Source organism: Acutalibacter caecimuris, from assembly GCF_034335085.1.
Taxonomy (GTDB): Bacteria; Bacillota; Clostridia; order Oscillospirales; family Acutalibacteraceae; genus Acutalibacter; species Acutalibacter caecimuris.
Genome location: NZ_JAWXXJ010000007.1, coordinates 38,835 through 64,213, shown reverse-complemented (window position 1 = coordinate 64,213; position 25,379 = coordinate 38,835). Strand labels below are relative to the sequence as shown.

Sequence of the window (25,379 nt, the reverse complement as noted above, 5' to 3'; positions counted from 1 at the left end):
GCCCCCAAAAGGAAGGGGAACCATAACAGGAAAAGGGAAAGGGCCCACAAAGGCCCTTTCCCTTTATTTTCTTTGGTTGACAGGGGGCCCCTTTATTTTACATAAAATAATTTCTCCCCCATTCGCCATTTCCCCGCGGCATCCGCGCCCCTGCGCCGGGCGCCGCTCTTTTCCCCCGGAAACTCCTTTGTTCCCACATCCTCTATCCGACGGATATTTTTGCCCGCCGGCGGTATAATCTCCTCGTTGCCTGCATAGCGGGTTACATAACTTATTTGCATATGCCTTTGCGGCAGACAGGGGGACGGGCCCGCCCCTCAGGCGCGGGGGTAAAAAATCAACGAGGCGGTGTTAGGATGGAACTGACAAAATTCCGGCAGGTATGGTGCGGCCTGCGCGACCAGCTACAGGCGGGGTATGCCCGTAAAGCGCTGGTTATGGCGGGCAGCTTTTTCGGGGGGATGGTCTGTGCGCGGGGGCTGGTGTTTGGCAAATACGCCCCCTTTGGGGTGGCCGCCGTGGCGGCTGCGCCCAGAGAGGGCCTGTGGGCCGGGGCGCTGGGGGCGTTTTTTGGGTACCTTTTCCCTTCGGCGGTGTATGTGCCGGTGCGGTACGCGGCGGCACTGGTGGCGGTAACAGCCATACGCTGGTCCATGGACCAGCTAAAAAGCATCAACACCCACCCGCTGTTCGCCCCGGCAGCGGCTTTTTTGCCCCTGCTGCTTACGGGTATGACCATGGTGTTCCTACACGGCTCCATCAGCTATACAGCGGCGCTGTATGTGGCGGAGGCCTTTTTGGGGGCGGGCAGCGCCTACTTCCTGCGCCGCTGGGTGAACCTGCTCTCCGGGCTTTCCGGCGACGGCAAGCCGCGGCTGGGGGCTGTGGGCCGGTTTGAGAGCGGCGACCTGGCGGCTATTACCGTCAGCCTGGGGATCTTGCTGCTGGCCTTTTCGGGCATCAGCATAATGGGCGTTTCCCTGGGCCGGGTGCTGCTGGTGCTGCTGGTGCTGTACTGCGCCCGGCTGGGGGGCATTGCCGGCGGCGCGGTGGCGGGCGTGGCCGCCGGGGCCGTGCAGGGGCTGTCCACGGCGGGGCTGTCCTACCTTTCCGGGGCCTATGGGCTGGGGGGGCTGGTGGCCGGTGTGTTTGCCCCCATGGGCAAGGCGGCGGGGGCCGGGGCCTTTATCATCGCCCATGGCATTGCCTCTTTGCAGGTGGGTTCGGGCAGCGCCCAAATCCTCACCGGGGCCATTGAGGTGGCCGTGGCCACGGTAGGGTATATGTTTTTGCCCGGCAGCCGCCGGCTTACGGAGGTTTTCGGCCTGCGCAACGACAGCCTTAGCGGTGGGGCCTTGCGGGGGAACATCGTTATGCGCCTGAAGTACGCGGCCCAGGCCCTGACCGGCGTGTCCGCCTCGGTAGAGGAGATCTCCGAAAAACTCAGCACCATATGCGCCCCCAACCTGCGGGGGGTGTACGACCGGTCCACCGAAACGGTGTGCGCCGGGTGCGGGCTCAGCTCGGTATGCTGGCGCAAGTACAAGGACCAGACCATGGCCAATTTCTCCCAGCTTTCCGGCACATTAAAGGAGAAGGGCAAGCTGGAAACCTGCGACTTTACCAAAGAGTTCAGCGACCGCTGCTGCCGGGCCGGGGAGATGCGGGACGAGCTGAACAAAAACTATACCCGCTACCTGATGAAGGAGGCCGCCGAACTGCGTACCGCCCAGGTGCGGGAGGTGATAGAGGCCCACTTCCGCACCACGGCGGGGATACTGGACGAGATGGCCGGGGAGTTTGCCCAGTACCAGCGCTTTGACCAGGAGGCGGCCCAGCGGGTGGCGGTGGTGCTGCGGGACAGCGGCGTTACCCCCCTGGAGGTGTGCTGCCGGGTGGACAAGTTCGACCGCATGACCGTGGAGGCGGAGATCAGCCGGGAGCGCCAGAAACGCCTGAACCGGGCGGCCTTTACACGGGAGGTATCCTCTGCCTGCGGGCGGGTGTTCTCGCCCCCCTGTGTCAGCAGCACCGAGGACCGCTGCCGCATCCAGATGTGCCAGCGCCCCCAACTGGATGTGGGCCGGGGGTTCTCCCAGACCAGCGCCGGGGGCGGGGCCTTTTGCGGGGACAGCGCCAATGTATTCTATGACGGCTGTGGGCGGCTGATCGCGGTGCTAAGCGACGGTATGGGCACCGGGGGCCGGGCTGCGGTGGACGGGGCCATGACCTCGGCAATGGCAGAGAGCCTGCTAAAGGCCGGGGTGGGCTTTGACAGTATGCTGCAAACGGTGAACGCGGCCCTGATCGCCAAATCCGGGGATGAATCGCTGGCCACGATGGACGTGGTGTGCATCGACCTGTTTACCGGCAAAACGGAGTTCCGCAAGGCAGGGGCGGCCTGCACCGTACTGCGCAGGGGCAAGCGCAGCGAGGTGATCGAGGCCTCCAGCGTGCCGGTGGGCATTATGCCGGGGGTGGAGTTTGCCACCTGCCAGCGGGAGCTCTCCCCCGGCGATTTGGTGGTGATGGTGTCCGACGGGGTGGTTTCCACAGGCAGCGAGTGGCTGGTGGATATGGCCGCTGCCTGGGATGAGGAGGAAAACCCCAACCTGCTGGCCCAGCGGGTGACAGAAGAGGCCCAAAAGCGCCGGAGCGACGGCCATGAGGATGACATAACGGCCCTGGTGCTGGTGGTGCAGTAAAATGTAGTAAGGTGCGGGAGGCCCCCCAGGAGAGGAAAGCCCGGCGCGGGCAAAAAAAGCCCGCGCACTTAGCAATGCCAAGTGCGCGGAACGGCTGTGCAGAAGGGCTGGCGGCGCCAACCCTTACAGGATGGTCGAAGTGCGGAGACTCGAACTCCGTGCCTCTTGGTCCCAAACCAAGCGCTCTACCGGGTGAGCTACACCTCGCCGGCTATCCACTTCCCTCATTATACTGGATGTTGGCCGGGGTGTCAAGGGGCAAGTTGCAAGGGGGAGTGCGCAAAAGAAGAGTTTATGACGAAATTTTGGCCTCCGGCGGCGGAGAGTTGGCTACGCCAACTCTTGGGTTTCACCCCTAAGAACCCCACCACCTTTGAAAAGGTGGACGAAACTTTTACCATTTGTTCGCCGGAGCCTCGTTTTAAACGTTTCATTTTGGACATACCCCTTGCAAGGGCAGGCCCTACTGGAACTGCGAGTTATACAGGCTGGCGTAGAACCCGTTTTGGGCCATCAGGGCCTGATGGTTGCCCTGCTCTACAATATCCCCGTCCCGGACGACCAGGATATTGTTGGCGTTCTGGATGGTGGAGAGCCGGTGGGCGATGACGAAACAGGTCTTATTCTGCATCAGGGTGCGCATGGCGGCCTGTATCTGCTGCTCGGTGCGGGTGTCCACGTTGGAGGTGGCTTCGTCCAAAATCAGCATCTTGGCGTCCAGCAGCATGGCACGGGCGATGGTCAATAGCTGCTTTTGCCCCTGGGAGATATTGACACCGTTTTCATCCAGAATGGTGTCATATCCCTTGGGTAGGCTCATAATGTACCGGTGGATGCGGGCGGCTTTGGCGGCAGCCTCCACGTCCTCCCGGCGGGCGCCCTTTTTGCCGTAGGCCAGGTTTTCAAAGATGGTGCCGGTAAACAGCCAGGTGTCCTGTAGCACCATGGCGTAAGAGAGCCGGAGGCTTTTGCGGGTGGCGGCCTGTATATCCCGGCCGTCCAGGGTGATGCAGCCCTTGTCCGGGTCGTAAAAGCGCATAAGCAGGTTGATCAGGGTGGTTTTACCCGCGCCGGTGGGGCCTACAATGGCGGTAAGGCCGCCGGGGGGCGCGTGCAGGGTCAGGTCATGGATGATAGTCTTATCCGGCTCGTAGCCGAAACCGATGTGCTCCATTTTCACATCGCCCACCACGTGGGAAAGGGTTACGGCATCCTCTGCGTCGGCGGGCTCGGTGGGCTGGTCCATCAGGTCAAATACCCGCTCGGCCGCGGCGCAGGCCGACTGGAGCTCGCTGACAATATTGGCCATCTCGTTGATGGGCCCGGAGAACCGCCGGGAGTACAGCACAAAGCTGGACAGGTCGCCAATGGAGATACGCCCCAGCAAAAACAGCGCCGCCCCGAACATACTGATAAAGGCCAGGGACAGGTTGTTGATAAAGTTGACCGAGGGGCCGGTCATGGCGCCGTAGTAATCGGCGTTGTAGTAGGCGTCTACAGCGGCCTTGTTTTTCTCGTCGAACCGCCGGGTCTGGGTGGCCTCCTGGTGGTAGGCTTTGGTGGTTTTTTGCCCGCTGATGATCTCCTCTACAAAGCCGTTGAGCTCCCCCAGCATGACAGAGCGCTTGTGGAACAGGGGCCGCACCTTTTTGGTCATATACCGGGTGAAGAGGAAGGAAAGGGGTATGGTTACGGCAAACACCAGCACCAGCAGGGGGGAGATGGCGATCATCATAGCCAGCGAACCCACCACCGTAATGGCGCTGGCGGCAATTTGCAGCAGGTCATTGGAGAGGGAGGCGTTTACCGTGTCAATATCGTAGGAAATATGGCTGACGATGTCCCCGGTCTGGTGCCGGTCAAAGTACTTGACCGGCAGCAGGGTAAGCCGGTCAAAAACCTGCTGGCGCATTTCCCGCACGATCTTCTGGCTCAGCTTGATCATCAGGATGGAAAGCGCGTAGGAAAGGCCGGAGGAAACCGCGTAAAACAGCACCATCAGCCCGCAGAAAAAGAACACGCGGGGAAAATCCACCCCTCCGGCATCAAGGCCAATGGCGTCAATGGCCCGGCCGGAGAGCCAGGGGCCCAGCAGGGCCAGCAGGTTGCTGCCTACCGTAAGCAGCACCGCGGCCAGGGCCATCATTTTGTGGGCATAAATATACTTCCAAAGGCGCAAAAGCACCTTTCTGCGGTCTTTGGGCTTTTCAATGGGCCCGCGTGGCATAAATCTGGGGGGCATGGGTGGTTCCTCCTTTGAGGTGATAGTGTGTGCTTTGTGGCCGCAAAGGCGCAGTCATTGCCTCCGGCGGGTCAAGGAACTTTTTGAAAAAAGTTCCTTGACAATCCTCAAAAACTTTTATACCGTTCATGGCTTGTTTCCAGTAACCGGGCCTGTGCTCGACCGGCACCCTCTTTGTTTTCCTTTATTTCTTTCTTTTTTCATTTTTTCTCTGTGCCAAATAAGAAGAGCGCTGTGGTTGTCCCCAGGGCGTGGGGATGCTTGGCCGGGTCCAGGGGCGGTCTTAGCCCCTGGCGGGGATTCTTAAGGGGCAGCGCCCCTTAAGGCAGCTAGCCGCCCATCTGTGATACGGCGATCTCCCGGTAAACGCTACAGGTTTCCATCAGGTGTTCATGGGAGCCGTAGCCCAGTTCGCGGCCCTCGTCCAGCACCAGGATATGGTCGGCGTGCAAGATAGAACTGACCCGCTGGGCGATGATCACGGTAGTGACCCCGGCGTATTCATGGCGCAGGGCGGTGCGCAGGGCGGCGTCGGTGCGGTAGTCCAGGGCAGAGGAAGAATCGTCCAAAATCAGGAATTCCGGGGTGCCGGCCAGGGCCCTGGCCACCAGCACCCGCTGCTTTTGCCCACCGGAAAGGTTGGTGCCCTTTGAGGTAAGCATATGGTCCAGCCCCTCCGGCAACTGGGAGATGAACTCCCAGGCCTGGGCGCAGCGGGCGGCTTTCTCGATCTCCTCATCCGGCAGGCCCCGGCCAAAGTCAATGTTTTCCCGGATGGTATCGGCAAAAAGCACGTCGTTTTGGAACACGACCCCAAACCGGGTGTGTAACTCTTCGGGGGGGATAGAGGCAATGGGCTGGCCGCCCAATATAACGCTGCCGCTGTCCACATCATACAGGCGCATCAGCAGGTTGATAAGGGTAGACTTGCCGCAGCCGGTGGCCCCGATAATGCCCAGGGTTTCCCCTTTTTTCAGCCGGAAACTGATACCCTCCACATTGGGCTCCTTTTTGTTATAGGAGAAGGTCACCTGGTCAAAAGCCGCGTGGTAGGGGGAGGGCTCCCCGGCCGAGGGGGTAACGGGCAGGTCCGCCGGGGCGGCCAGCACCTCCGCAATGCGGCTGCCGCTGGCAGAACTGCGGGAGAAGGTTACAAAAATGCGGGTCATGGCCATCATGGCGTTGAGGATGATGGTAAAGTAGCTTAAAAAGGCAATGATCTTCCCCGGCTGGGTCAGCCCGCTGTTTACCCGGTAGGCCCCCACAATGATCACCGCGGTAAGGCCCAGGTTTAAAAAAAGGTTCATCATGGGGTTGGTAATGGCCATGGTCATGCCGGCGCGGGTTTCCTTTTCCACCACGCTGTCATTGACCCCGGCAAAGCGTTCCCGCTCGTAGTCCACTTTCGAAAGCGCTTTGATGACCCGTATGCCGGAGATAGCCTCCCGCACGGTGCGCACCATAGTGTCTATGCCCTGCTGTAGCTGCCGGTACAGGGGCACGCCTTTTTTGGAAACGGTATACACCAGCACCGCGATAAAGGGCAGGGTGCATACCAGTACCAGGGTCAGTACCGGGTCCAGGGTCAGTGTGACCAGAATGCCCCCCAGCAGCAAAATGGGCGCGCGTACGCCCATGCGCTGCATCATGCCCAGCATCTGGTGGATATGGTAGGTATCCGTTGTCAGGCGGGCCTCCAACGAGGGGATGGAAAAGCGGTCGATCTGCCCACAGGAGAGTTCGGAAATCTTTACAAACAGGTCGTGGCGGATGGCCTCTGTGGTGTGCTGGGCCACCCAGGCCGCCATCCGGTTTGCCAGTATGTTGGTCGCCCAGGCCAGCACGGCGGCCAGCACCATGGCCCCGCCCCACAGGGCTACCCGGCCCATGTCTTTGGTGGGGGCCACCTCGTCGATCATATAGGACAGGATCCAGGGCAACAGCAGCTCCACCGCCGAGCCGGTAAACTTAATAAACAGCCCCAGGCTCATACGGGGGATAAAGGGTTTTAGGTAACGGAATATGGTTTTCATGGGAACCTCCTCAAGGGTAGATCGGTACGGCCTTATTATACCGCAATTTAGTTGACAAGGCAACTGTTTTTTCAAAAAAGGGGGGCGATGGAATGGCCCACCGGTTCAAACGGCTCAAACGGCTAAAACGAAGGCACAGGGCTGCGTTGGGCTTGGGGTATGCAGGCAGGGGACGGAACTTGCCGCGTGGAGGCCTTTGCAGGCAAAAATAAAAAGGCAGCACCCAAAACTTGACCGGGTGCTGCCTTTTTATTTCTATGCCTGATAGGCCCCCATAGGGGCAGGCGGGCCCTTAAAAGTGCCGGAACACAAAGCGGCCGGATTCGCTCAGGTCGCTGCCGGCCCACTGGGCGGTGGGGGAGGTGCCGGGGCGCAGGGCAGCGGAGGTTTCGGATTTGTCGCACAGGGACCAGTTGGCCCAGCTTATGCCCTTCTGTTCCATCCAATCCAGCCACTCCTGGGACTCTTGCAGGAACACGCCGCCGTTGCCGTCGGCGCTGCTGGTGCCCCACTCGGTAACAAAGACCGGCAGGCCCGCGGCCATCGCCGCGTCGGCCCGGTCCCGCAGCCACTGGCCGTGGGTGCCCGCGTAAAAGTGCAGGGTGTACATCAGGTTATCCCCCTTAACGGGGTTGGCGGCGGCTAGGTGCACATCCTGGCTCCAGGTGCTGCTGCCGATAAGGATGACCCCCTTCTCCGACTGCCCCCGGATGGTTTCCACCAGCTTTTCGGCATAGGGCTTGATATCCCTGCCCCAGTCCGCGCCGCCGTTGGGCTCGTTGCAAATCTCGTACAGTACGGCGGGCTGGTCCTTGTACCGGGCGGCTATTTCCTGGAAGAAAGCCTGGGACTCGGCCAGGTGGTCCATGGGATTGCCGTCGGAGAGGATGTGCCAGTCGATGATCACGTACATATCCTGGCGGATGGCGGCGTCAATGGCGGCAATGGCCTGTTTCTTAATGGCCTCCGGCTGGCTGAGGTAGCCGTTCTCGCCGGTGTACATGGCCACCCGGAACAGGTTGGCCCCGTAGCTTGCGGTGTTTTTAATGGACTGTTCCCCCGCAAACTGCCCGAACCACTGGAGCCCGTGGCTGCTCATGCCGTGCAGGGCGATGGGCTGGCCCGCCTCGTTGCACAGTTGGGTGCCTTTTACCTGTAGCCAGCCGTTTTCGCCAACGCCCCCGGAGATCGTTTCCACCGGGCCGGGCGGGTCGGGCAGGTCCGGCGGGCCGGGCACATCGCCCGTCAGTTTCAGGGCCTTTGAGATAAGCACGCAGGCTTCGGCCCTGGTCAGGCTGCTTTTGGGGTTAAAGCAGCCTTTCTCATCTCCGGAAACCACCCCGCAGGCGTAGGCGGCCAGCACGCTTTCGTAGTACCGGCCGTCCAGTTGGGCAAAGTCCTTCATCTTGGCAGACTCGGTGCTGTAGTCCCCGCGTTTGTCGGGCAGCAGGGCCCGCATCAGGGCCTTCACGGCCAACTGGCGGGGGATGGCCTTGTCAAATTTCTCCCCGGTGGGCGGGATCTCGTCCCAGTCATACCAGCCCCGGTCCAGCCCGGCCTGCAAGTAGTCCTTGGCCCAATGGCCGGAGGAAGAGGGTTTGCCCACCCCCGCGCACCGGGCGGTTATGGAGAGGAACTCGGCGGCGGTGATGGTGCCGTTTGGCTTAAAGCTGCCGTCCGGGTAGCCGCTTACCAGCCCCTTGCCGGCCATTTCCTCCACACAGGCGGCGTACCAACTGCCGGGTTTTACATCGGTAAAGCCAGCCCCGGTGGCAACAGCACCGGCGGCAGTGGCCCCGGCGCCCAGGGGGCAGCCTACCACAAGGGCCAGGCTGAAAGACAGGGCGGCCCGCAGGGCTTTGGTGATCAGGTTTACCATAAGGTCCCTCCGTTCCCTTGCCGGAAGGCAAGTTTTTTTATCATTCGGGAATAATTAGTGTATAGCTATACCTTATTATACTACGGAAAGGGCCGCTTGGCAAGGCCGGGGGCTTGCAAAAATCCGCGGGACTGTGTATAATGTGTAAAATACTGGAACAACCGGGCCACCAAAAGGGAGGCGGCTATATGCCAAAAGCCAGCGTGATCGTGCCTGTATATAATGTAAAGGGTTATGTGGAAAAATGCGCCGTTTCTGTGCTGGCGCAAACCGAACAGGACCTGGAACTGCTGCTGGTGGACGACGGCTCTACCGACGGCAGCGGCGCCCTGTGCGAGGGGATTGCCCAAACCGACCCCAGGGTCCGGGTGATCCACCAGGAGAACCGGGGCCTGGGCGGCGCCCGGAACACCGGCATAGAGGCAGCCGGGGGGGCTTGGCTGCTGTTCCCGGACAGCGACGACTGGCTGGAGCCGGAAACCCTGGCGCGGGCCCTGGCCGCCGCAAAGGGGGCCGGCGCGGACATGGCCTGCTTTGCCTTCCGCTCGGTAGACGAAAAGGGCCGGGTGCTGGGGGTGTTCCGGGAGGATATGCCGAAAGACGCCGGCCTGGACCCCCATACCCAAAAGGACGTGCTGCTCTCGTCCCCCAGCGCCTGCTGCCGGCTGTATAAGGCGGAACTGTTCCAAAAAACCGGCGTGCGCTACCCGCCACGGGTGTGGTACGAGGACATCCGCACCACCACCAAGCTGCTGCCCAACTGCAAAAAGGTGGTGTATACGGACTACATCGGCTACAACTACCTGCAAAGGCCCGGCTCCATTATGAACAGCGCCACACTGGCCCGCAACCGGGAGATCATAGACGCCTTTGAGGACATTTTGGGCTGGTATAAGGAGCAGGGGCTCTATGAGGCGTACCGGGCGGAGCTGGAATACCTCACCCTGTACCATGTGTACCTCACCGCCTCGGTGCGGGTGCTGCGCCAGGACCCCCGCCACCCCCTGCTGGAGGCGTTCAGGGACTATACAGAGGGGTACTTCCCCCACTGGAAGGGGAACCCCTACCTTGCCCGCATGGGTAAAAAGCACCGGCTGCTGTTGTGGCTTTTGGGGCGGCGGCAGTACGGGGCCATCCGGGCGATGTTTAAACTAAAGGGCTGATAGGGAGGCACGCATGAATTTAAAGGAAAAATGGCAGGGCCGTACCCGCCATAGCCTGCTGGAAAATACCGTCATGCTCTACATCCTCCAGTTCTCCAACATGGCGCTGGGTATGCTGACCCAGGGCTACAAAATGCGGGTGCTGGGGGTAGAGCTGGTGGGCCTGCTGGGGGCCGGGCAGTACGCGGCCAACTTCTTTTTGATCTTCCTGGATTTCGGGTTCCTGCTCTCGGCCACGGCCAAAATCTCCGCCCGCCGGGAGGACAAGGGGGAACTTTCCCGTATCCTCACCAGCGTGGTGGCGGCCAAGGTGCTGTTTACGCTGATCTCGGCGGTGGTGCTGGGGCTGCTGGTCGTGCCCCGGCTTTCCGGTCCGGGGGAGGTGCTGGCCTATGTGTTCTTCTTTCTCTCCACCGTAGGGGCCACCTTCCTGCCGGATTATATGTACCGGGGCTTAGAGCAGATGTCCGCCATTACCATCCGGGCGGTAGCCATTAAGCTGGTGGCAACCGCGCTGGTGTTCCTGCTGGTGCAAAAGCCGGAGGACTTCTACCTGGTGCCCCTGTGTACGGCCATCGGCAACTTTGGGGCCCTGGCCTTTGTGTACTGGCACCTGTATGTGCGGGTAGGGGTGCCCCTTTGCCGGGTGGGCTGGCGGGACGTATGGGGGGAGATCAAGGATTCCTCCCAGTTCCTGTTCTCCCGGGTGGCGGCCTCCATCAACTCCAACCTGAACGGCCTGCTCTTAAAGCACGCCATGCCCGCCGGGGGCACGGGTATCTTCGACCCGGCGGTGGCCACGGGCCTTTATACCAATGCCGATACGGTGATCATCGCCGCCCGCAACGGTATGTCCCCCATTGCGGACAGCCTGTACCCCCACATGATGAAACACCGGAACTTCCAGATCATCAAAAAAGCCATGCTGTTCATCTACCCGGTGATTTTGCTGGGCTGTGCCTTTGTGTTCACCTTTGCAAAGCCCCTTTTAACCCTTTGGTTGGGCCCGGAGGGCGCCCAGGTGGTGCTGCCCCTGCGGCTGATGATCCCGGTGGCGGTGTTCGCCTTCCCCAACTACGTGCTGGGGTACCCCACCCTGGGGGCCATGGGGCTGGCCAAGTACGCCAATATCTCCACGGCCTTTGGCACGGTGGTTTATGTGCTGGGGGCGGTGCTGTGCTACCATACCACAGGCATCGGCCTTACGGCCCTGTGCCTGCTGTCCTCGTTAACAGAGTTCGCCATCCTGCTGTTCCGGCTGGCGGTGATCGTCAAAAACAGGAAACTCCTGCGGCAGCCGCCCGCGGGGAAGGAGGGGAAAACATGAGCGTTTGGCAGATACCCCGCAAGGCCCTGCGCAACCTGGTGTGGGGGGCCCTGTCTCTTTTGCCCAAAGACCCCCGCAAGGCCGTGTGCCAAAGCTACTACGGCCGGGGCTATTCCGACAGCCCCCGGGCCATTGCCGAGGAGTTGCGCCGCCGGGGCTGGAAGGTGTACTGGACCGTGAAAACCCCGGAGGAAGCGGCCACCCTGCCGGAGGGGGTGGTCCCCCTGGCGGTAGACGGCCCCCGGACCATCTACCATTTCTGTACCGCCGGGGCGTGGGTGGATAACTCCCGCAAATGGGCCTATACCCAAAAGCGGGGCGCCACCCGTTACGTGCAGACCTGGCACGGGTTCCCCCTCAAGCGCATAGAGGCCGACGCGGAAGGGGCGCTGGACGGCAGCTATGTGGTCGCGGCCAAAAAAGATTCTGCCATCTGTGACCTTTTCCTCTCCAACAGCGTCTTTCTTACAGGGATCTACCGCCGGGCCTTCTGGTACCAGGGGGAGGTGCTGGAATGCGGGTTCCCCCGCAACGACGTGCTTTTCGGCCCCGGTGAGGCCGCTGCCCAAAAGGTGCGGCAGGGGCTCTCCCTGCCGGAGGAAAAACGCCTGTGCCTGTACGCCCCTACCTTCCGCAAAGACCAGGGCCTGGCCGCCTATGACCTGGACTACCGCCGGCTGGCAGAGGCCCTGGGCAAACGCTTTGGCGGGCAGTGGCTGGTGCTGGCAAAGCTTCACCCCAACATCGCCCAAAAGGCACATCAACTGGACCTGGACCCCCGCTATGTGCGCAATGCCTCCCAGTGGGCGGATATCCAGGAACTGTACCTGGCTTGCGACGCTTTGGTGACAGACTACTCCTCGGTGATGTTCGATTATATGAACACCGGCAAGCCCTGTTTCCTCTATGTAAACGACCTGGAAAGCTACCGGGATGACCGGAACTTCTACTTTGACCTGGATAAGCTCCCCTTCCCCCGCAGCGAAACCAACGGGGAACTGGAGCAGGCTGTCCTAGCCTTTGACGGGACGGCCCAGTTGGCAAAAGCAGAGGCTTTTTGCCGGGAATTTGGAATAAAAGAATCGGGCCATGCCGCCCAAAAAGTAGCCGATTGGCTGGAAAACCCCTGATTTTTTGCTTTTTCCCGCTGGCTGTGGTATAATGCACACAGCGGGGGACGCGGTGGCCAACGGGGGCTGCGGCTTTCATAAGGGCCGCGGGAGAGGCTTTGTCCGGGGCCCAGTGGGCAAAACCGGCGCCCCACCGGGCCCGTGGCGCTGCGTTTTCTGGTTTTTATTTGTGGGAATTGGGTAAGCCTAATGGCAAAGGGCCTGCCTAGGGTGTGTTCCCGTAAGCTGCGTACCAAAAGGCGCGTGCGAACGCTTATGGGCGCCCGCTCAAAATATTTGGCGTCATGCTTGCTTAGCGGCCGCGGGGCCCTTGCCCGCAAGCAAGCCTAAAATAGAGAAGGTGACAAGATGCATGGGATGATAAAGAAACTGAAACGCACGGTGGTGTTTATTTTAAAGCTGGCGCTATTTGCCTCGCTTTTTGGTATCTTTTTTGGGATATTCGGGATCAGGAACCCGTGGCTGTTCAATCTGTCGCGTACCACCGGCGTTACCATGGTGACCTTTGTGGTGCTGGGCATAGCGCTGATGTCGGTATACGGCGGGTATGCGGTAGGCACGCAAAAAAGCAGGCCCATTATCCACTCAATGGCGCTGGCCACCATCATGACAGACTTAGTGACCCACCTACAGCTTTCCATCATGAACACCAGCGAGAAGAATAACGACCATTTTGTGTACGAAACGCCGCATCTGCTGCTGCTGGTGATGCTTTTGCAGGTGCTTGTCATCATCTTTTTCGCCTATTTTGGCAACTATGTGTACTTCTCCCTGGAAAAACCGGAGAAGTGCTGCGTCATCTCCTCCTCCCGGCAAAGCCTGGGCAGCATCATCCCCAAAATCCAGCGGTTCCAAAAGCAGTACGAGGTGGACGAGATCATCCGCTATGACGACAAGGGCGTGCTGGATGTGATTTTGCGCAACGACACCGTGTTCCTTTATGATGTGCCCCTGAAAGAGCGCAACGACCTGATCGCCTTCTGCTACCAGACCCAAAAGAATATCTACTACAACTTTGAAACCATTGACGTGGTGAGCCAGGGGGCCAAGTATGTCACCCTGGACGACAAGTCCATGGTCATGTACACCGCCAAGGACCTGACCATGGAGCAGCGCATCGTCAAGCGGCTGACAGATCTGGCCGTGGCCGTTGTGGGCCTGGTGGTGGCCAGCCCCATTATGCTGGGCTGCGCCATTGCCATCAAGCTGGAGGACGGCGGCAAGGTGATGTACAAGCAAAAGCGCCTGACCAAGTACGGCCGGGTGTTCGAGGTGTACAAGTTCCGCACCATGAAAGAGCAGAACGCCATCCACAAGTCCGTCACCGCGGATGACGACCGCATCACCAAAGTGGGCCGGGTGCTGCGCAAGTTCCGCATAGACGAACTGCCCCAGCTTATCAATATTTTGAACGGCGATATGACCGTGGTAGGCCCCCGCCCGGAAATGCTGGAGAACGTGGAGAAATATACCGAAGAACTGCCTGAGTTCTCCTACCGGTTGCGCATGAAAGCGGGCCTTACCGGCCTGGCACAGATCTCCGGCAAGTACAATACCTCCCCCAAAGACAAGCTGGTCATGGACCTGATGTATATTGAAAACTACAGCATTTGGCAGGATTTTAAGCTGATTTTCCAGACAGTCACCGTGTTTTTAAAGGCCGCGGAAAGCACCGAAGCCTTTGGCAAAGAAGAACTGTACGACTTTGACGAGGACCGGGAACGGGACAGGAAGAAGGCCGGCCATGAAAGCGGGGAAAAATAAGGCGCCCTGGGTTGCCAGCCTGGCGCTGGTGGCCGTAACGGCCGCCGTACGGCTTGGCCTGGGGCTGGCCGGCGTGCCGCTGCCAGACTGGCTGGTGCGGCTGCTGGGGGCAGCCACCCTGGCGGCGCTGGCCGTGCTGGCCTTTACCACCGTACACAGGCTGCGGGGAAAAGCAGGCGTAGAAGAAAGGAGCCATCGAAATGGCGGTTAACGTGTATTTAGAAAGGATTTTCGGCGGCACGGCGGAGGAATATGCCCGCCGGGCCGAAAAAGCCATGCTGTCGGGGGAGCGGCTGTTTATTGTGACAGCCAACCCGGAGATCATCATGCACGCCCAAAAGGACCCGGAAGTGGAGCGCCTGTTGCTGTGCCCCCAGGCGGAGGTGGTGCCGGACGGCATCAGCGTGGTAAAGGCCATGGGTATACTGGGCCTGCCTGCCAAAGAGCGTATAACCGGGGTGGACCTGGCCCAAAAGCTGCTGGACGCCGCCGGCCGGGCGGGGAAAAGGGTGTTTTTGCTGGGGGCAAAGGAGGAAGTGGTGTCCGCCTTGGCCCAAAAACTGCGCAAGGAGTACCCGCAGATAGACGTGGCGTACCGCAACGGGTATGCGGGGGATAAGGACGCCATCTTTGCCGAAATAGCCCGCGCCGCCCCGGACCTTACCCTGGTGGCCCTGGGCGCGCCCGCGCAGGACCTGCTTATCTACCGGCACCTGGAGGATTTCCGAAAGGGTGTGTTCATGGGGGTGGGCGGGTCCTTCGATGTGCTCAGCGGCAGCAAGCGGCGGGCCCCGGCTTTTTTTGTCAAGACCAACACCGAGTGGCTGTACCGCATTGTCCGGGAGCCCAAGCGCCTGAAACGTTTTTGGGACAACAACGTCAAATTCCTGGGCGAGGTGCGCAAAGCCGCCAAAAAAAGCTGACGCCACATCAGCCGGGCCAAAGCCCGGCAATACCCCAAAAGGCAAAAATAAACGCAATAAAAATAAAAATAAGAAATAAAAAAGATAAGAAAAAAAGAAATAAAAAACAGAAAAATATAGAAAAAACAAAGCCCGCCCAAAAGCCATAGAAAGCAACCGCCGCGGGCCGCCACGCACAGGGAAAGCCATCCCCCGTGCACGGGATAGGAAGTTTTTGAAGAGGTGCAGACGGCTTACCTTTGGCAAGCCGGACCTTTTTCAAAAAGTTTCCCTGCCCGCCGGAGGCGGCCTTCATGCGGCAAGTTTCAGCCAGGACATACATATAATCAACAACAGGATGTGAGAAACCATGGAGAAGATTAAAGTGATGCTGGTGTTCGGCACCCGGCCGGAAACCATCAAGATGGCCCCGCTGGTAAAAGAACTGCAAAGCCGCCCGGAGTTTACCTGCCTGGTGTGCGTAACCGCCCAGCACCGGCAGATGCTGGACCAGGTGCTTTCCGCCTTCCACATCACCCCGGACTACGACCTGAACATCATGCAGCCGGGGCAGACCCTCTCAGACATCACCGCCCGGGTGCTTAAGGGGCTGGAGGCGGTTATCCAAAAGGAAAAGCCCCACATGGTGTTGGTGCACGGCGATACCACCACCACCTTTGCCGGGGCCCTGGCCGCCTACTATTGCCAGACCGCTGTGGGCCATGTGGAAGCGGGCCTGCGCACCTATGATAAATACTCCCCCTACCCGGAGGAGATGAACCGGCAGTTTGTGGGCTGCGTGGCGGACCTGCACTTTGCCCCCACCCAGCAGAGCCGCCAAAACCTGCTGGCCGAGGGCAAGCAGGCGGCGCGCATCGTGGTAACGGGCAACACCGCCATTGACGCCCTTTCCACCACCGTACGGGAGGACTACACCGACCCGCTGCTGGACTGGGCGAAAGGCTCCCGGCTGGTGGTGATTACCGCCCACCGCAGGGAGAACCTGGGCGAACCCATGCACAGGATGTTCCGGGCCATCCGCCGGGTGGTGGAGGAGTTCCCGGATGTAAAGGCGGTTTACCCCGTGCACCTGAACCCGTTGGTGCAGCAGGCCGCCGAAGAGGAGCTGGGGAACTGCCCGCAGGTCAAGCTGGTAGAGCCTATGGAGGTGGTGGAGTTCCACAACCTGCTGGCCCGCGCTTACCTGATCCTCACCGACAGCGGCGGCATCCAAGAGGAGGCCCCTTCCCTGGGCAAGCCGGTCATCGTGCTGCGGGACACCACCGAGCGCCCGGAGGGCGTGGCCGCCGGCACCCTGAAACTGGCCGGCACCGACGAGGAAACCATCTACGGTATGGTGCGCCAGCTCCTTACCGACCCTGCCGAGTACCACCGCATGAGCCATGCCAGCAACCCCTACGGCGACGGCCTGGCCAGCCGGCACATCGCCGACGCCATCCTGGCCCACTTTGGCGAAAGGGCCTAAGCGGCGCCCGAACGGCATACGGCGCGGCCGGCATGGGCCCAGCCAGGATCCCATGGCCCCGGCGGCGCGGGCGATGGGAAACAAAGAACGTTAAATAGGAGCAAAAAGCCTTATGAAAGAAAAATTCTCCCTACGGCTGCGTGCAGGCCGTGGAAATCTGATTGCCGCCGGGGTGGTCCTGTTGGTTTCGGCGGCGTTTTTCGCCATAGAATGGCCCATTGCCCTGGGCACGGACGGGCCGGGGCGGCAGGAACTGCGGTGGGACTATGTGCTGGGCTACAGCCTGCTCAGCGCCTTGGCCGCGGGGCTTTGCCTAACAGAGGTGGGAATGCCCGCCCCGTTGCGGGAAAAGCTGGGGTGGCTATTGGTGGTCCTGTTCCCCATAGGGGCCTTTGTGGCGGTGGATATGATCAACGGCACCCGCATCTGGCAGTTCCCGGCCCGGCATTGGGTGGCCAACTACCTGTGCTACCTGCTGGTGTTCGCCCTGGCCTTTGCCCTTACCCGGCGGGCCTGGGCAGCGGTGGCCCTGGGCGGGGCGGTGTCCATGACCTTCGGCATTGCCAACTACTTTGTGGTGCAGTTCCGGGGCCAGCCCATTTTGCCTTGGGACTTCCAGTCTTTTGCCACGGCCATGACGGTTTCCGGCGGCTATGCGTATGTGCCTACCCGCAAAATGGCGGTGGCCGCCATGGGGTACATCTGCGCGGTGGTGCTGTGCTACAAGCTTACCGCCGGCACGCCGGAGGTCCCCCGCCGCAAGCGCTGGATCCAGCGGCTTTCGGCCCTGTCCGTGTCCATGTTGCTGCTGATGACCCTTTTTCCCCTCAACGGCCTGTCCGGGCTGGGCATCTCGGTGTGGACGTGGAACCAAAAGACCAGTTCCGAGCGCACCGGGATTGCGGCGGGCTTTTTTGCCAATGTAAGCTTTATGCTGGTAGAGGAGCCGGAGGGCTACTCTACCCGGCAGGTACGGGAACTGGCCTGGCAGGCGGAGGCCCTTCCTGCCCCGGAGCCCATGGGCCGGCCGGGGGAAATGCCCACGGTCATCGCCATTATGAATGAGTCTATGACAGATTTTGGCAGCCTGGGCACCCTGGCGTTCACCCAGGACAACCAGCCGTTTTTACATAGCCTGCAAAAAAGCGGGCAAGTGGTGTGGGGCACGGCGTACTCGTCGGTATACGGGGGCAATACCTGCAACAGCGAGTATGAGTTTTTAACAGGCAACTCCATGTCGTTCCTGCCGTCGGGAAGCAAGCCCTACCAGCAGTACATAGACGAACCCCACAGCGGCCTGCCCCAGATCATGAAAAGCTACGGCTACCACTGTACGGCCATCCACCCCGGGGACCGGGCCGCCTGGGAGCGGATAGACGCTTACCCCCACCTGGGCTTTGACGAGTTTGTGGACGCGGAGATCTTCGACGTGCCCAGGACCTTCGAGCACGGCCTTACCAGCGACCAAAGCTGCTATGAGCAGGTGATCTACGAGTACGAGCGCTGGAAGGAAATCGACGGCAGCCCCCTGTTCCTGTTCAATGTGACCATCCAGAACCACGGGGGCTACGAGCATCCCGATTACCCCACCACCGTGCAGGTAAAGGGCCATGAGGGCCGGTGGCCATGGGCCGAGCAATACCTGAGCCTGACCAAAAGCTCGGATGAAGCGCTGGAAGGGCTGCTGCATTATTTTGCCGCCCAGCAGGACCCGGTGGTGGTGCTGTTCTTCGGCGACCACTGGCCCAAACTGGAGGACGGGTTCAACCAGGCTGTGCTGGCCGGGTATGACATGACCGCCGGCCTGTACCGGGTGCCCTTCTTTATCTGGGCCAACTACCCGCTGCAAGGCCAGGAACTGGAGGCGGTAAGCCTGAACTACCTTTCCGGCCTGCTGCTGCGGGCGGCGGGGCTGGAGGGCACGCCCTACACCAACTATCTGGAAAACCTGCGGCAAGAACTTCCGGTGGTCACGGACATCGGGACGATGGACCGGGCGGGGGCGTATTTCCGGGCCGGGGAGTCCCTGCCCGCCGCGTACACGCAACGGCTGCGGGAATATGCCGTCCTCCAATACAACAATTCCTTTGACCCAAAGGGAAAAGCCAAATGGATCTTTGAACGCCCCGCCGGGGCCGGCAACCCCGACCGGCAAGCCGCGTAAAGGCTTGCAAACGGGCAAAATCACAAGCTGTAGTAGAGGGATTTTTTAGGGCGCGTGCGAACGCTTATAAGGACAGGGCCCTGCAAGCCCCCAGGGGCGGCAGGGCCCAAAACGCAACAAGGAGGGCAAACATGATCAGGACAGCAGTACGTAGGGTAAACGAGTGGGATGGGCCGTCCATGCTGAAGGTGTTCGCGCCCTATGTGGGCACGCCCGCGGCGCCGGAAACCAAGCTGCCGGAACTACAGGCGTATATTCAGCGTATAGACCGGTATACTTATGGATTGGGGTGGCTCCTTTGCGAGCTGAATAACCAAACGGTGGGGTTTTGCCATTTAAGCGAAAACCGCCACGACCCGGACAACCTGTTTTCCGTGGAGTTCCAGGTGTATGTGCGGCAGGGGCTCCACCGCATGGGCATAGGCCGGGCCCTGTGGGGGCTGATGCGGGATATCATGGAAGTGGGCAGCCGCCGGGAGGCCATTGCCCGCGTACACCGGGACAACCCGGAGGCCCTGGCCTTTTTTTCGGCCATGGGCTTTGCCCCGCAGGGGGAGGAAGGGGAATGGCAGCGGCTGCGCTATGCCCTTACCCCCGCCGACCCCCAGGCCCAGCGGCCCATAAAGCCCTACCTGATCGACAAGTTCGACTACGAGCCAGCACGGGAGCGGGCGGCGGCGCTGGTCAACCAGGCCCTGGCCGCGGAGCGCGCCCACCTGCTAACGCCTACCCCCCAGGGGCGGCAGGCGTAAGTTTGAACCCCTGGAAACAATTTTTTGAAAATTTTATGAATGAAAACCCTTGTCAAAACGGCCTTCTCGTGGTATGATTTAGGTGATTTTGATAAAATGCGCAAGAATAGCGTTTTTTCAAGGTCTTCCCTATGTTTTATGCGTTTGCTTTTCATAATTCCCTTGCGAAAGGAGGTAAAAAGCTATGCCATTGATGCCGTTGGCCGCCAATGTGGAGCCCAGCTTTTTGCAGGTAGTGGCAATGGGCCTTGTAACTGTGTTCGTGGTGCTGATTTGCCTGATCGTGATTATCAAGATCATGGGCGCCATCATCGGCAGCGCGACCCACAGCGCCCCCGCGGCGCCTGCCGCGCCCCCGGCCCCCGCACCGGCAGCCGTGCCTGCTGCCCCCCAGCCCAACAAGCAGCAGCTCGTCGCAGCCATTTCCGCTGCCATAGCCGAAGACATGGGCAGCGGTGTGGAGCATATCCGCATCCATTCCATCCGCAAGATTTGACGCTGGCTTGATACTTACCGCGCAGGGGGCGGGTCGCCGTACCTGCTGTGGACCTGTGCGAATCAAAGAAAGGAAAATGATCATTATGAGAAAATATAACGTGAACGTGAACGGCACCGCTTACGAAGTTACCGTAGAAGAGGTCCAGGGCGGCGCTGCCCCCGTAGCGGCCCCGGCCCCCGCCCCGGCGCCGGCGCCCGCCCCCGCGCCCGCCCCTGCCGCCGCTGGTTCCGGCGAGCCCGTAAACGCCCCCATGCCCGGCACCATCCTGGATGTAAAGGTAGCCGCCGGCCAGGCCGTCAAGTCCGGCGATGTGCTGATGGTTTTGGAAGCCATGAAGATGGAGAACGAGATCATGGCCCCCAAAGACGGCACCGTGTCCAGCGTGGCCGTGTCCAAGGGCGCGGCTGTGGAGAGCGGCGCACTCCTTTGCACCATAGCTTAAGCTTATGGGCCTTATTACCAAATAAAAAGGAGTGTAACCTGAATGGACGCTATACAGACCTTTTTGCAAAGCACCGGCTTTGCCATTGTGGCCAAAGAGCCCCTGGACCTGGTGATGATCCTCATCTCCTGTGTGCTGCTCTACCTGGCCATTGTCAAAAAGTTTGAGCCCCTGCTGCTGCTGCCCATTGCCTTTGGTATGCTGCTGACCAACCTGCCCGGCGCCGGGATGTACCACGCCGAGTTCTTTGCGGACGGCGTCATCAACTGGGCCGAGCTGGGTACCGGCCACGGCGGCCTGCTGGACTACCTGTACCTGGGCGTCAAGCTGGGCATCTACCCCTGCCTCATCTTTGTAGGCGTGGGCGCGGGCACAGACTTTGCCCCCCTTATCGCCAACCCCAAGACCCTGCTGTTGGGCGCTGCCGCCCAGTTGGGTATCTTCATTACTTATGTAGCCGCCCGGCTCACCATCTTTACCGGGCCAGAGGCTGCCTCCATCGGCATCATCGGCGGTGCGGACGGCCCCACGGCTATTTACACCACTGCCCGGCTGGCCCCGCACCTGCTGGGGCCCATCGCCGTAGCCGCGTACAGCTACATGGCCCTGGTACCGGTCATCCAGCCGCCTATTATGAAGGCCTTGACCTCCAAAGAGGAGCGCCGCATCAAGATGAAACAGTTGCGGCCTGTTTCCAAAACGGAAAAGATCCTGTTCCCCATCATCGTCACCATCTTCGTGTCCTTCATGCTGCCCTCTGCCGCGGCCCTGGTGGGCTGCCTGATGTTGGGCAACCTGATGAAGGAGAGCGGCGTGGTAGAGCGCCTGAACAAAACCGTCCAGAACGAGCTGATGAACATCGTCACGATCTTCCTGGGCATCTCTGTGGGCGCCACCGCTACGGCGGGGAACTTCCTTAAGCCCGACACCCTGCTGATTTTGGGCATGGGCATTGTGGCCTTTGGCATGGGCACTGCCGGCGGCGTGCTGCTGGCCAAGCTGATGAACGTGTTCAGCAAAGAGAAGGTAAACCCGCTGATCGGTTCCGCCGGCGTGTCCGCAGTACCGATGGCCGCCCGTGTATCCCAGGTGGTAGGCCAGAAGGAGGATCCCTCCAACTTCCTGCTGATGCACGCAATGGGTCCCAACGTGGCGGGCGTTATTGGCTCCGCCGTTGCGGCCGGCGTGCTTATGGCGCTATTTGGTTGAGAAGGAGGTTATCTTAAATTATGGCTAAAAATCCCCTGAAGATAATGGATACCATCCTGCGTGACGCCCACCAGTCCCAGGCGGCCACCCGTATGAAGCTGGAGGACATGGTGCCCGTGCTGCCTTTGCTGGACAGCATCGGCTACTGGTCTTTAGAGTGCTGGGGCGGCGCCACCTTTGATGTGTGTATGCGCTTTTTGAACGAAGACCCCTGGGAGCGCCTGCGCACCCTGAAAAAGGGCCTGCCCAACACCCGGCTGCAAATGCTGCTGCGCGGCCAGAACCTGCTGGGCTACCGGCACTACGCAGATGACGTGGTGGAGGCATTCGTCAAGAAGTCCCTGGAAAACGGTATCGACGTGGTGCGTATCTTTGACGCGCTGAACGACCCCCGGAACGTACAGGCAGCGGTAAAGTTTGTAAAAGCGTACGGCGGCTTTGCCGAGGTAGCCATCAGCTACACCAAAAGCCCTGTGCACAGCGAGGACTACTTTGTGAAACTCTCTATGGAGCTGGAGAAAATGGGCGCCGACTCTATCTGCATTAAGGACATGGCCAACCTGCTGCTGCCCTATGACGCCTACTCCCTGGTGAAAAAGCTGAAGGAGAATGTGGGCGTACCCATCCACCTGCATACCCACAACACCACCGGCACCGGCGACATGACCAACCTGATGGCCGCCCAGGCCGGGGTGGACATTGTGGACTGCGCCCTCTCCCCCCTGGCCAACGGCACCAGCCAGCCCGCCACCGAGGCCATGGTGGCCACCCTGCGGGGCACCAGCCGGGATACCGGCCTGGACATGAACAAGCTTTCCGAGGCTGCCGCCCACTTCCGTGACGTGGCCGCCAAGCTGGACATCAACCCCAAAGTGTTGAAGGTGGATGTAAACACCCTGCTGTACCAGGTGCCGGGCGGTATGCTCTCCAACCTGATCAGCCAGTTGAAACAGGCCAATGCCGAGGATAAATACTACGACGTGCTGGAAGAGGTACCCCGTGTCCGGGAGGACTTCGGCTATCCGCCCCTGGTTACGCCGACCAGCCAGATCGTTGGCTCCCAGGCGGTGCTGAACGTGCTCTCCGGCGAGCGCTACAAGATGGTTTCCAAAGAGTCCAAGGGCCTTCTTCGTGGCGAGTACGGCAACCTGCCCGGCCAGGTCAACGAGGAAGTGCGCAAGAAGTGCATCGGCAATGACGATGTGATCACCTGCCGCCCCGCCGACCTGCTGAAACCGGAGATGGAGAAACTCCGGGCCGAGTGCAAAGAGAAGGGCATCGGCCACTGCGAGGAGGACACCCTTAGCTACGCCCTCTTCCCCCAGGTGGCCGGCAAGTTCTTCGACTGGCGGGATAATCCCCACCCGGCGGCTCCCGCTGCCCCGGCCCCGGCGCCTGCCGCACCGGCGGCACCGGCCCCGGCAGCCCCTGCCGCTGCCAATAACGGCCCCCGCAACCTGGTTGTAGAGGACCTGACCGGCGGGAACTTCTAAGTTAAACCGTAATGGGAAAGCCCGGCGCCTTCTGTGGTGCCGGGCTTTTTGCGCAGGTAAAGCAAAATTGGGGGCCCAGGGCGAAAGGCCCCCCTCCCTACCCGCCGCATACCTGCCTGCTATCCCCTCAAGACCTGCCCAATATCTGCCCAATACCTGCTTACTATCTGCTGGAGAACCGGCCATAAACCGTGGCTTTTTTCGCCCTCAAGGGCAAAATTTGCAGGCCCTGGTATCTCCACTTGCAGAAAAAACCACCACCCAGCCGGGTGTTTCCAAAAGGAAAAATGCATATTTATGCATTTTCTGGTTATAGGGATAAATCCCCCCCCATACCATAGAAAAAAGTTTTAGGATCGACCCCTCTTGATTGACCCCTTTTTCAAAAGGGGCCGCAGGGTGCGGGACAGGGTCCCGCGGCCTTGTGCCGGCGGCCAAAAAATATTTAGCCTTGTAGGATGGGGAAAAAGGTGGTATAATAACATTAAAAATCTGTAAAAGGGAGGCGGGGCCGTTGGGCAAGCTGAAGGGGATCATAGAGGGGAAAATGTCCCTTATAGTGGTCATATTGGTGGCAATCCAGCCGCCGCTGGACGTACTGTCCTATTTCCTTGGTTTACGGGGCAGTAACGCGTTCTCCACCCTGCTGCGGTTCGGGATGCTGGCGGCAGTGGCGCTGTTGGGCTTTTTCCTCAGCGACGCCAAAAAGGTCTACCTGGCCTTTTACGGGGTGATCGCCGGTTTTTGGGTAGCCCATGTGGCAAACTGCTACCGCATTGGCTACATTTCGGTGGTGCAGGACACAGGGAACCTGCTGCGGATGGTAAACTTCCCCATTTTTGCCCTGACCTTCATCACCATACTGCGTACGGCCCCCAGTTTACGGCGGTATTTTGCCCTGGGCACGGCCATCGCCTTTGGGGAGATCATCCTGTTTACAGCCCTGCCCTGGCTGATGGGCCACGGGGTGTACACCTACGAGAGCATCCGGGTAGGGGTGCTTGGGTGGTTCGCCACGCCCAGCGCGCAAAGCGCTATTATCGTGCTTACCGCGCCCTTGCTGATCTACTGGGCGTACCAGGCCGGCAAATACCCCCTGTACCTGTTGGGGGCGGTTTTGGCCGTGGGCCTGATGTTCGTAACAGGCACCAAACTAAATTTTTACTCCATATTTATCATTTGTGGGGCATATATATTCTTGTTCTTGGTGCAACTAAAAAAACAGTCGCTAAAATACGTACTCCCCCTGCTGGTGCTGCTGGCGCTGACCGTGGTGTTCCGGGGCCAATCGCCTATGGCGGAGCGGGCGAGGTTGACGGACTACTCCCAGGATATCTATGGCTCCATGTTGGAAGAGAGCCTGGAAAACAGCGGGGCCAGCGACGAGGTGCGGGGGATGATCCGCAACGACGGCAAGCTGGATGAAAAGATAGAAATCATCCCCCCCAAGGAAAAGCAGGTTGCCCTAATGCGCCGGGCCCTGATGGGCATCTACGCGGATGACGGGGTATATGGGTTTATGACCAAGAACCTGAACGCCCGTTTTGGCGCCTATAATGTTATGCAGGCTTACCACCACACAGACCTGTCCAGCGTACTGTCTGATACGCGGGAACGCAAGCTGAACTTTGCCCGGCTGGTGTGGCAGGAAAAAGACGTGCTCACCCATTTCCTGGGCTTTGAGTACAGCGACTTCCTGTACGGTGATGCCATCTATGACCTGGAAAATGATTTTCCGGCGGTGTTCTATAACACGGGCTATATCGGCTTTGCCCTCTATCTGGCATTTTTTGGGGTATTTGTGTTTGTCGTGCTGCGGGCCCTGGGGGGCGAGCTGCAAAGCGGCCTGCAAGCGGCTGCCGCAGAAGGCGGCAAGGCCGGCCCCCTTCGGTGGCTGAAAGGCCTTTGGCTGGGGCTATGCCGGTTCCTCACCATAGAAATGGGGGCAATGGGCATAAGTTTCCTGCTGGCCGTGCTGGCCGCCCAAATTTCCGGCAATGTGCTGCGCCGGCCCAATGTAACCATCTACTTTGCCCTTTCGGCGGCCTGCCTCTTCAGCCTAACCGCCTCCCGTCCGGGCCCGGTCTTACAGAGGAAGGGCGTGTCTGGGCGGTAGGCAAAGGGCTCTTCCGCCCGGTTACAAAACTGGTTTCATTTTCCTCAAATTAATTCGCGCTTTTGCATAAAAA

At 60.2% G+C, this 25,379-nt stretch carries 19 protein-coding genes and 1 tRNA gene; 15 read left to right on the top strand and 5 right to left on the bottom strand.

Annotated elements, in window-relative coordinates; translation table 11 throughout:
* The first annotated feature begins 356 nt into the window (after window positions 1–356).
* Window positions 357–2,705, top strand: a complete 2,349-nt coding sequence (locus U8U01_RS05850) for a SpoIIE family protein phosphatase (protein WP_322172489.1) — start codon at window positions 357–359, stop codon at window positions 2,703–2,705.
* 131 nt (window positions 2,706–2,836) lie between these two features.
* Here U8U01_RS05850 and U8U01_RS05845 read toward each other — a convergent pair.
* The 4 genes from U8U01_RS05845 to U8U01_RS05830 form a co-directional block, all read right to left on the bottom strand.
* A tRNA-Pro gene (locus U8U01_RS05845) sits at window positions 2,837–2,912 on the bottom strand.
* A 256-nt stretch (window positions 2,913–3,168) separates the two neighbouring features.
* Window positions 3,169–4,947 (bottom strand): ABC transporter ATP-binding protein, encoded by a 1,779-nt coding sequence (locus U8U01_RS05840; protein WP_322172487.1) that lies wholly within the window; start codon window positions 4,945–4,947, stop codon window positions 3,169–3,171.
* 329 nt (window positions 4,948–5,276) lie between these two features.
* Window positions 5,277–6,980, bottom strand: coding sequence for an ABC transporter ATP-binding protein (locus tag U8U01_RS05835; RefSeq protein ID WP_322172485.1), 1,704 nt, complete (start codon window positions 6,978–6,980; stop codon window positions 5,277–5,279).
* Window positions 6,981–7,272: 292 nt separating this feature from the next.
* A complete protein-coding gene (locus U8U01_RS05830; RefSeq protein ID WP_322172483.1) occupies window positions 7,273–8,859 on the bottom strand; it encodes a cellulase family glycosylhydrolase in 1,587 nt (528 codons plus the stop codon).
* Window positions 8,860–9,047: 188 nt separating this feature from the next.
* Between U8U01_RS05830 and U8U01_RS05825 the strand changes: the two genes are divergently transcribed.
* From U8U01_RS05825 to U8U01_RS05800, 6 genes are all read left to right on the top strand, one after another.
* The gene (locus U8U01_RS05825) at window positions 9,048–10,022 is read left to right on the top strand and encodes a glycosyltransferase family 2 protein (protein ID WP_322172481.1); all 975 of its coding nucleotides are present in this window, start codon (window positions 9,048–9,050) and stop codon (window positions 10,020–10,022) included.
* A 13-nt stretch (window positions 10,023–10,035) separates the two neighbouring features.
* The gene (locus tag U8U01_RS05820) at window positions 10,036–11,349 is read left to right on the top strand and encodes an oligosaccharide flippase family protein (protein WP_322172479.1); all 1,314 of its coding nucleotides are present in this window, start codon (window positions 10,036–10,038) and stop codon (window positions 11,347–11,349) included.
* Window positions 11,346–12,479 carry a CDP-glycerol glycerophosphotransferase family protein gene (locus U8U01_RS05815; protein ID WP_322172477.1) on the top strand — a complete coding sequence of 378 codons (1,134 nt, stop codon included), beginning with the start codon at window positions 11,346–11,348 and terminating at the stop codon, window positions 12,477–12,479. The genes U8U01_RS05820 and U8U01_RS05815 overlap by 4 nt, the downstream gene beginning before the upstream one ends.
* A gap of 348 nt (window positions 12,480–12,827) precedes the next feature.
* A complete protein-coding gene (locus U8U01_RS05810) occupies window positions 12,828–14,243 on the top strand; it encodes a sugar transferase (RefSeq protein WP_322172475.1) in 1,416 nt (471 codons plus the stop codon).
* A complete protein-coding gene (locus tag U8U01_RS05805) occupies window positions 14,224–14,454 on the top strand; it encodes a hypothetical protein (protein WP_322172474.1) in 231 nt (76 codons plus the stop codon). Before U8U01_RS05810 ends, U8U01_RS05805 begins: the two co-directional genes overlap by 20 nt.
* Complete coding sequence (locus U8U01_RS05800; protein WP_322172472.1) at window positions 14,444–15,166, top strand: WecB/TagA/CpsF family glycosyltransferase; 723 nt, start codon at window positions 14,444–14,446, stop codon at window positions 15,164–15,166. The genes U8U01_RS05805 and U8U01_RS05800 overlap by 11 nt, the downstream gene beginning before the upstream one ends.
* Before the next feature lie 7 nt (window positions 15,167–15,173).
* On the opposite strand, the gene U8U01_RS05795 is transcribed toward U8U01_RS05800, so the two are convergent.
* Window positions 15,174–15,488: a hypothetical protein gene (locus U8U01_RS05795; RefSeq protein WP_322172471.1), complete on the bottom strand. Its 315-nt coding sequence runs from the start codon at window positions 15,486–15,488 to the stop codon at window positions 15,174–15,176.
* 27 nt (window positions 15,489–15,515) lie between these two features.
* Between U8U01_RS05795 and wecB the strand changes: the two genes are divergently transcribed.
* The 8 genes from wecB to U8U01_RS05755 all read left to right on the top strand — a co-directional run bounded on the left by wecB (window position 15,516) and on the right by U8U01_RS05755 (window position 25,306).
* Window positions 15,516–16,631 carry a non-hydrolyzing UDP-N-acetylglucosamine 2-epimerase gene (gene wecB, locus U8U01_RS05790; protein WP_322172470.1) on the top strand — a complete coding sequence of 372 codons (1,116 nt, stop codon included), beginning with the start codon at window positions 15,516–15,518 and terminating at the stop codon, window positions 16,629–16,631.
* Window positions 16,632–16,743: 112 nt separating this feature from the next.
* Entirely contained in the window at window positions 16,744–18,795 is a 2,052-nt protein-coding gene (locus U8U01_RS05785; RefSeq protein ID WP_322172468.1) for an LTA synthase family protein, read from the top strand.
* Window positions 18,796–18,926: 131 nt separating this feature from the next.
* Window positions 18,927–19,547 (top strand): GNAT family N-acetyltransferase, encoded by a 621-nt coding sequence (locus U8U01_RS05780; RefSeq protein WP_322172466.1) that lies wholly within the window; start codon window positions 18,927–18,929, stop codon window positions 19,545–19,547.
* A 184-nt stretch (window positions 19,548–19,731) separates the two neighbouring features.
* Window positions 19,732–20,043, top strand: a complete 312-nt coding sequence (locus U8U01_RS05775) for an OadG family protein (protein WP_322172464.1) — start codon at window positions 19,732–19,734, stop codon at window positions 20,041–20,043.
* 85 nt (window positions 20,044–20,128) lie between these two features.
* Entirely contained in the window at window positions 20,129–20,488 is a 360-nt protein-coding gene (locus U8U01_RS05770; protein WP_322172462.1) for a biotin/lipoyl-containing protein, read from the top strand.
* A gap of 42 nt (window positions 20,489–20,530) precedes the next feature.
* Window positions 20,531–21,697, top strand: coding sequence for a sodium ion-translocating decarboxylase subunit beta (locus U8U01_RS05765; protein ID WP_322172461.1), 1,167 nt, complete (start codon window positions 20,531–20,533; stop codon window positions 21,695–21,697).
* Between the two features lie 20 nt (window positions 21,698–21,717).
* The gene (locus U8U01_RS05760) at window positions 21,718–23,190 is read left to right on the top strand and encodes a pyruvate carboxylase subunit B (protein WP_322172460.1); all 1,473 of its coding nucleotides are present in this window, start codon (window positions 21,718–21,720) and stop codon (window positions 23,188–23,190) included.
* 514 nt (window positions 23,191–23,704) lie between these two features.
* Window positions 23,705–25,306: an O-antigen ligase family protein gene (locus U8U01_RS05755; protein WP_322172458.1), complete on the top strand. Its 1,602-nt coding sequence runs from the start codon at window positions 23,705–23,707 to the stop codon at window positions 25,304–25,306.
* The last annotated feature ends 73 nt before the right edge of the window (window positions 25,307–25,379 follow it).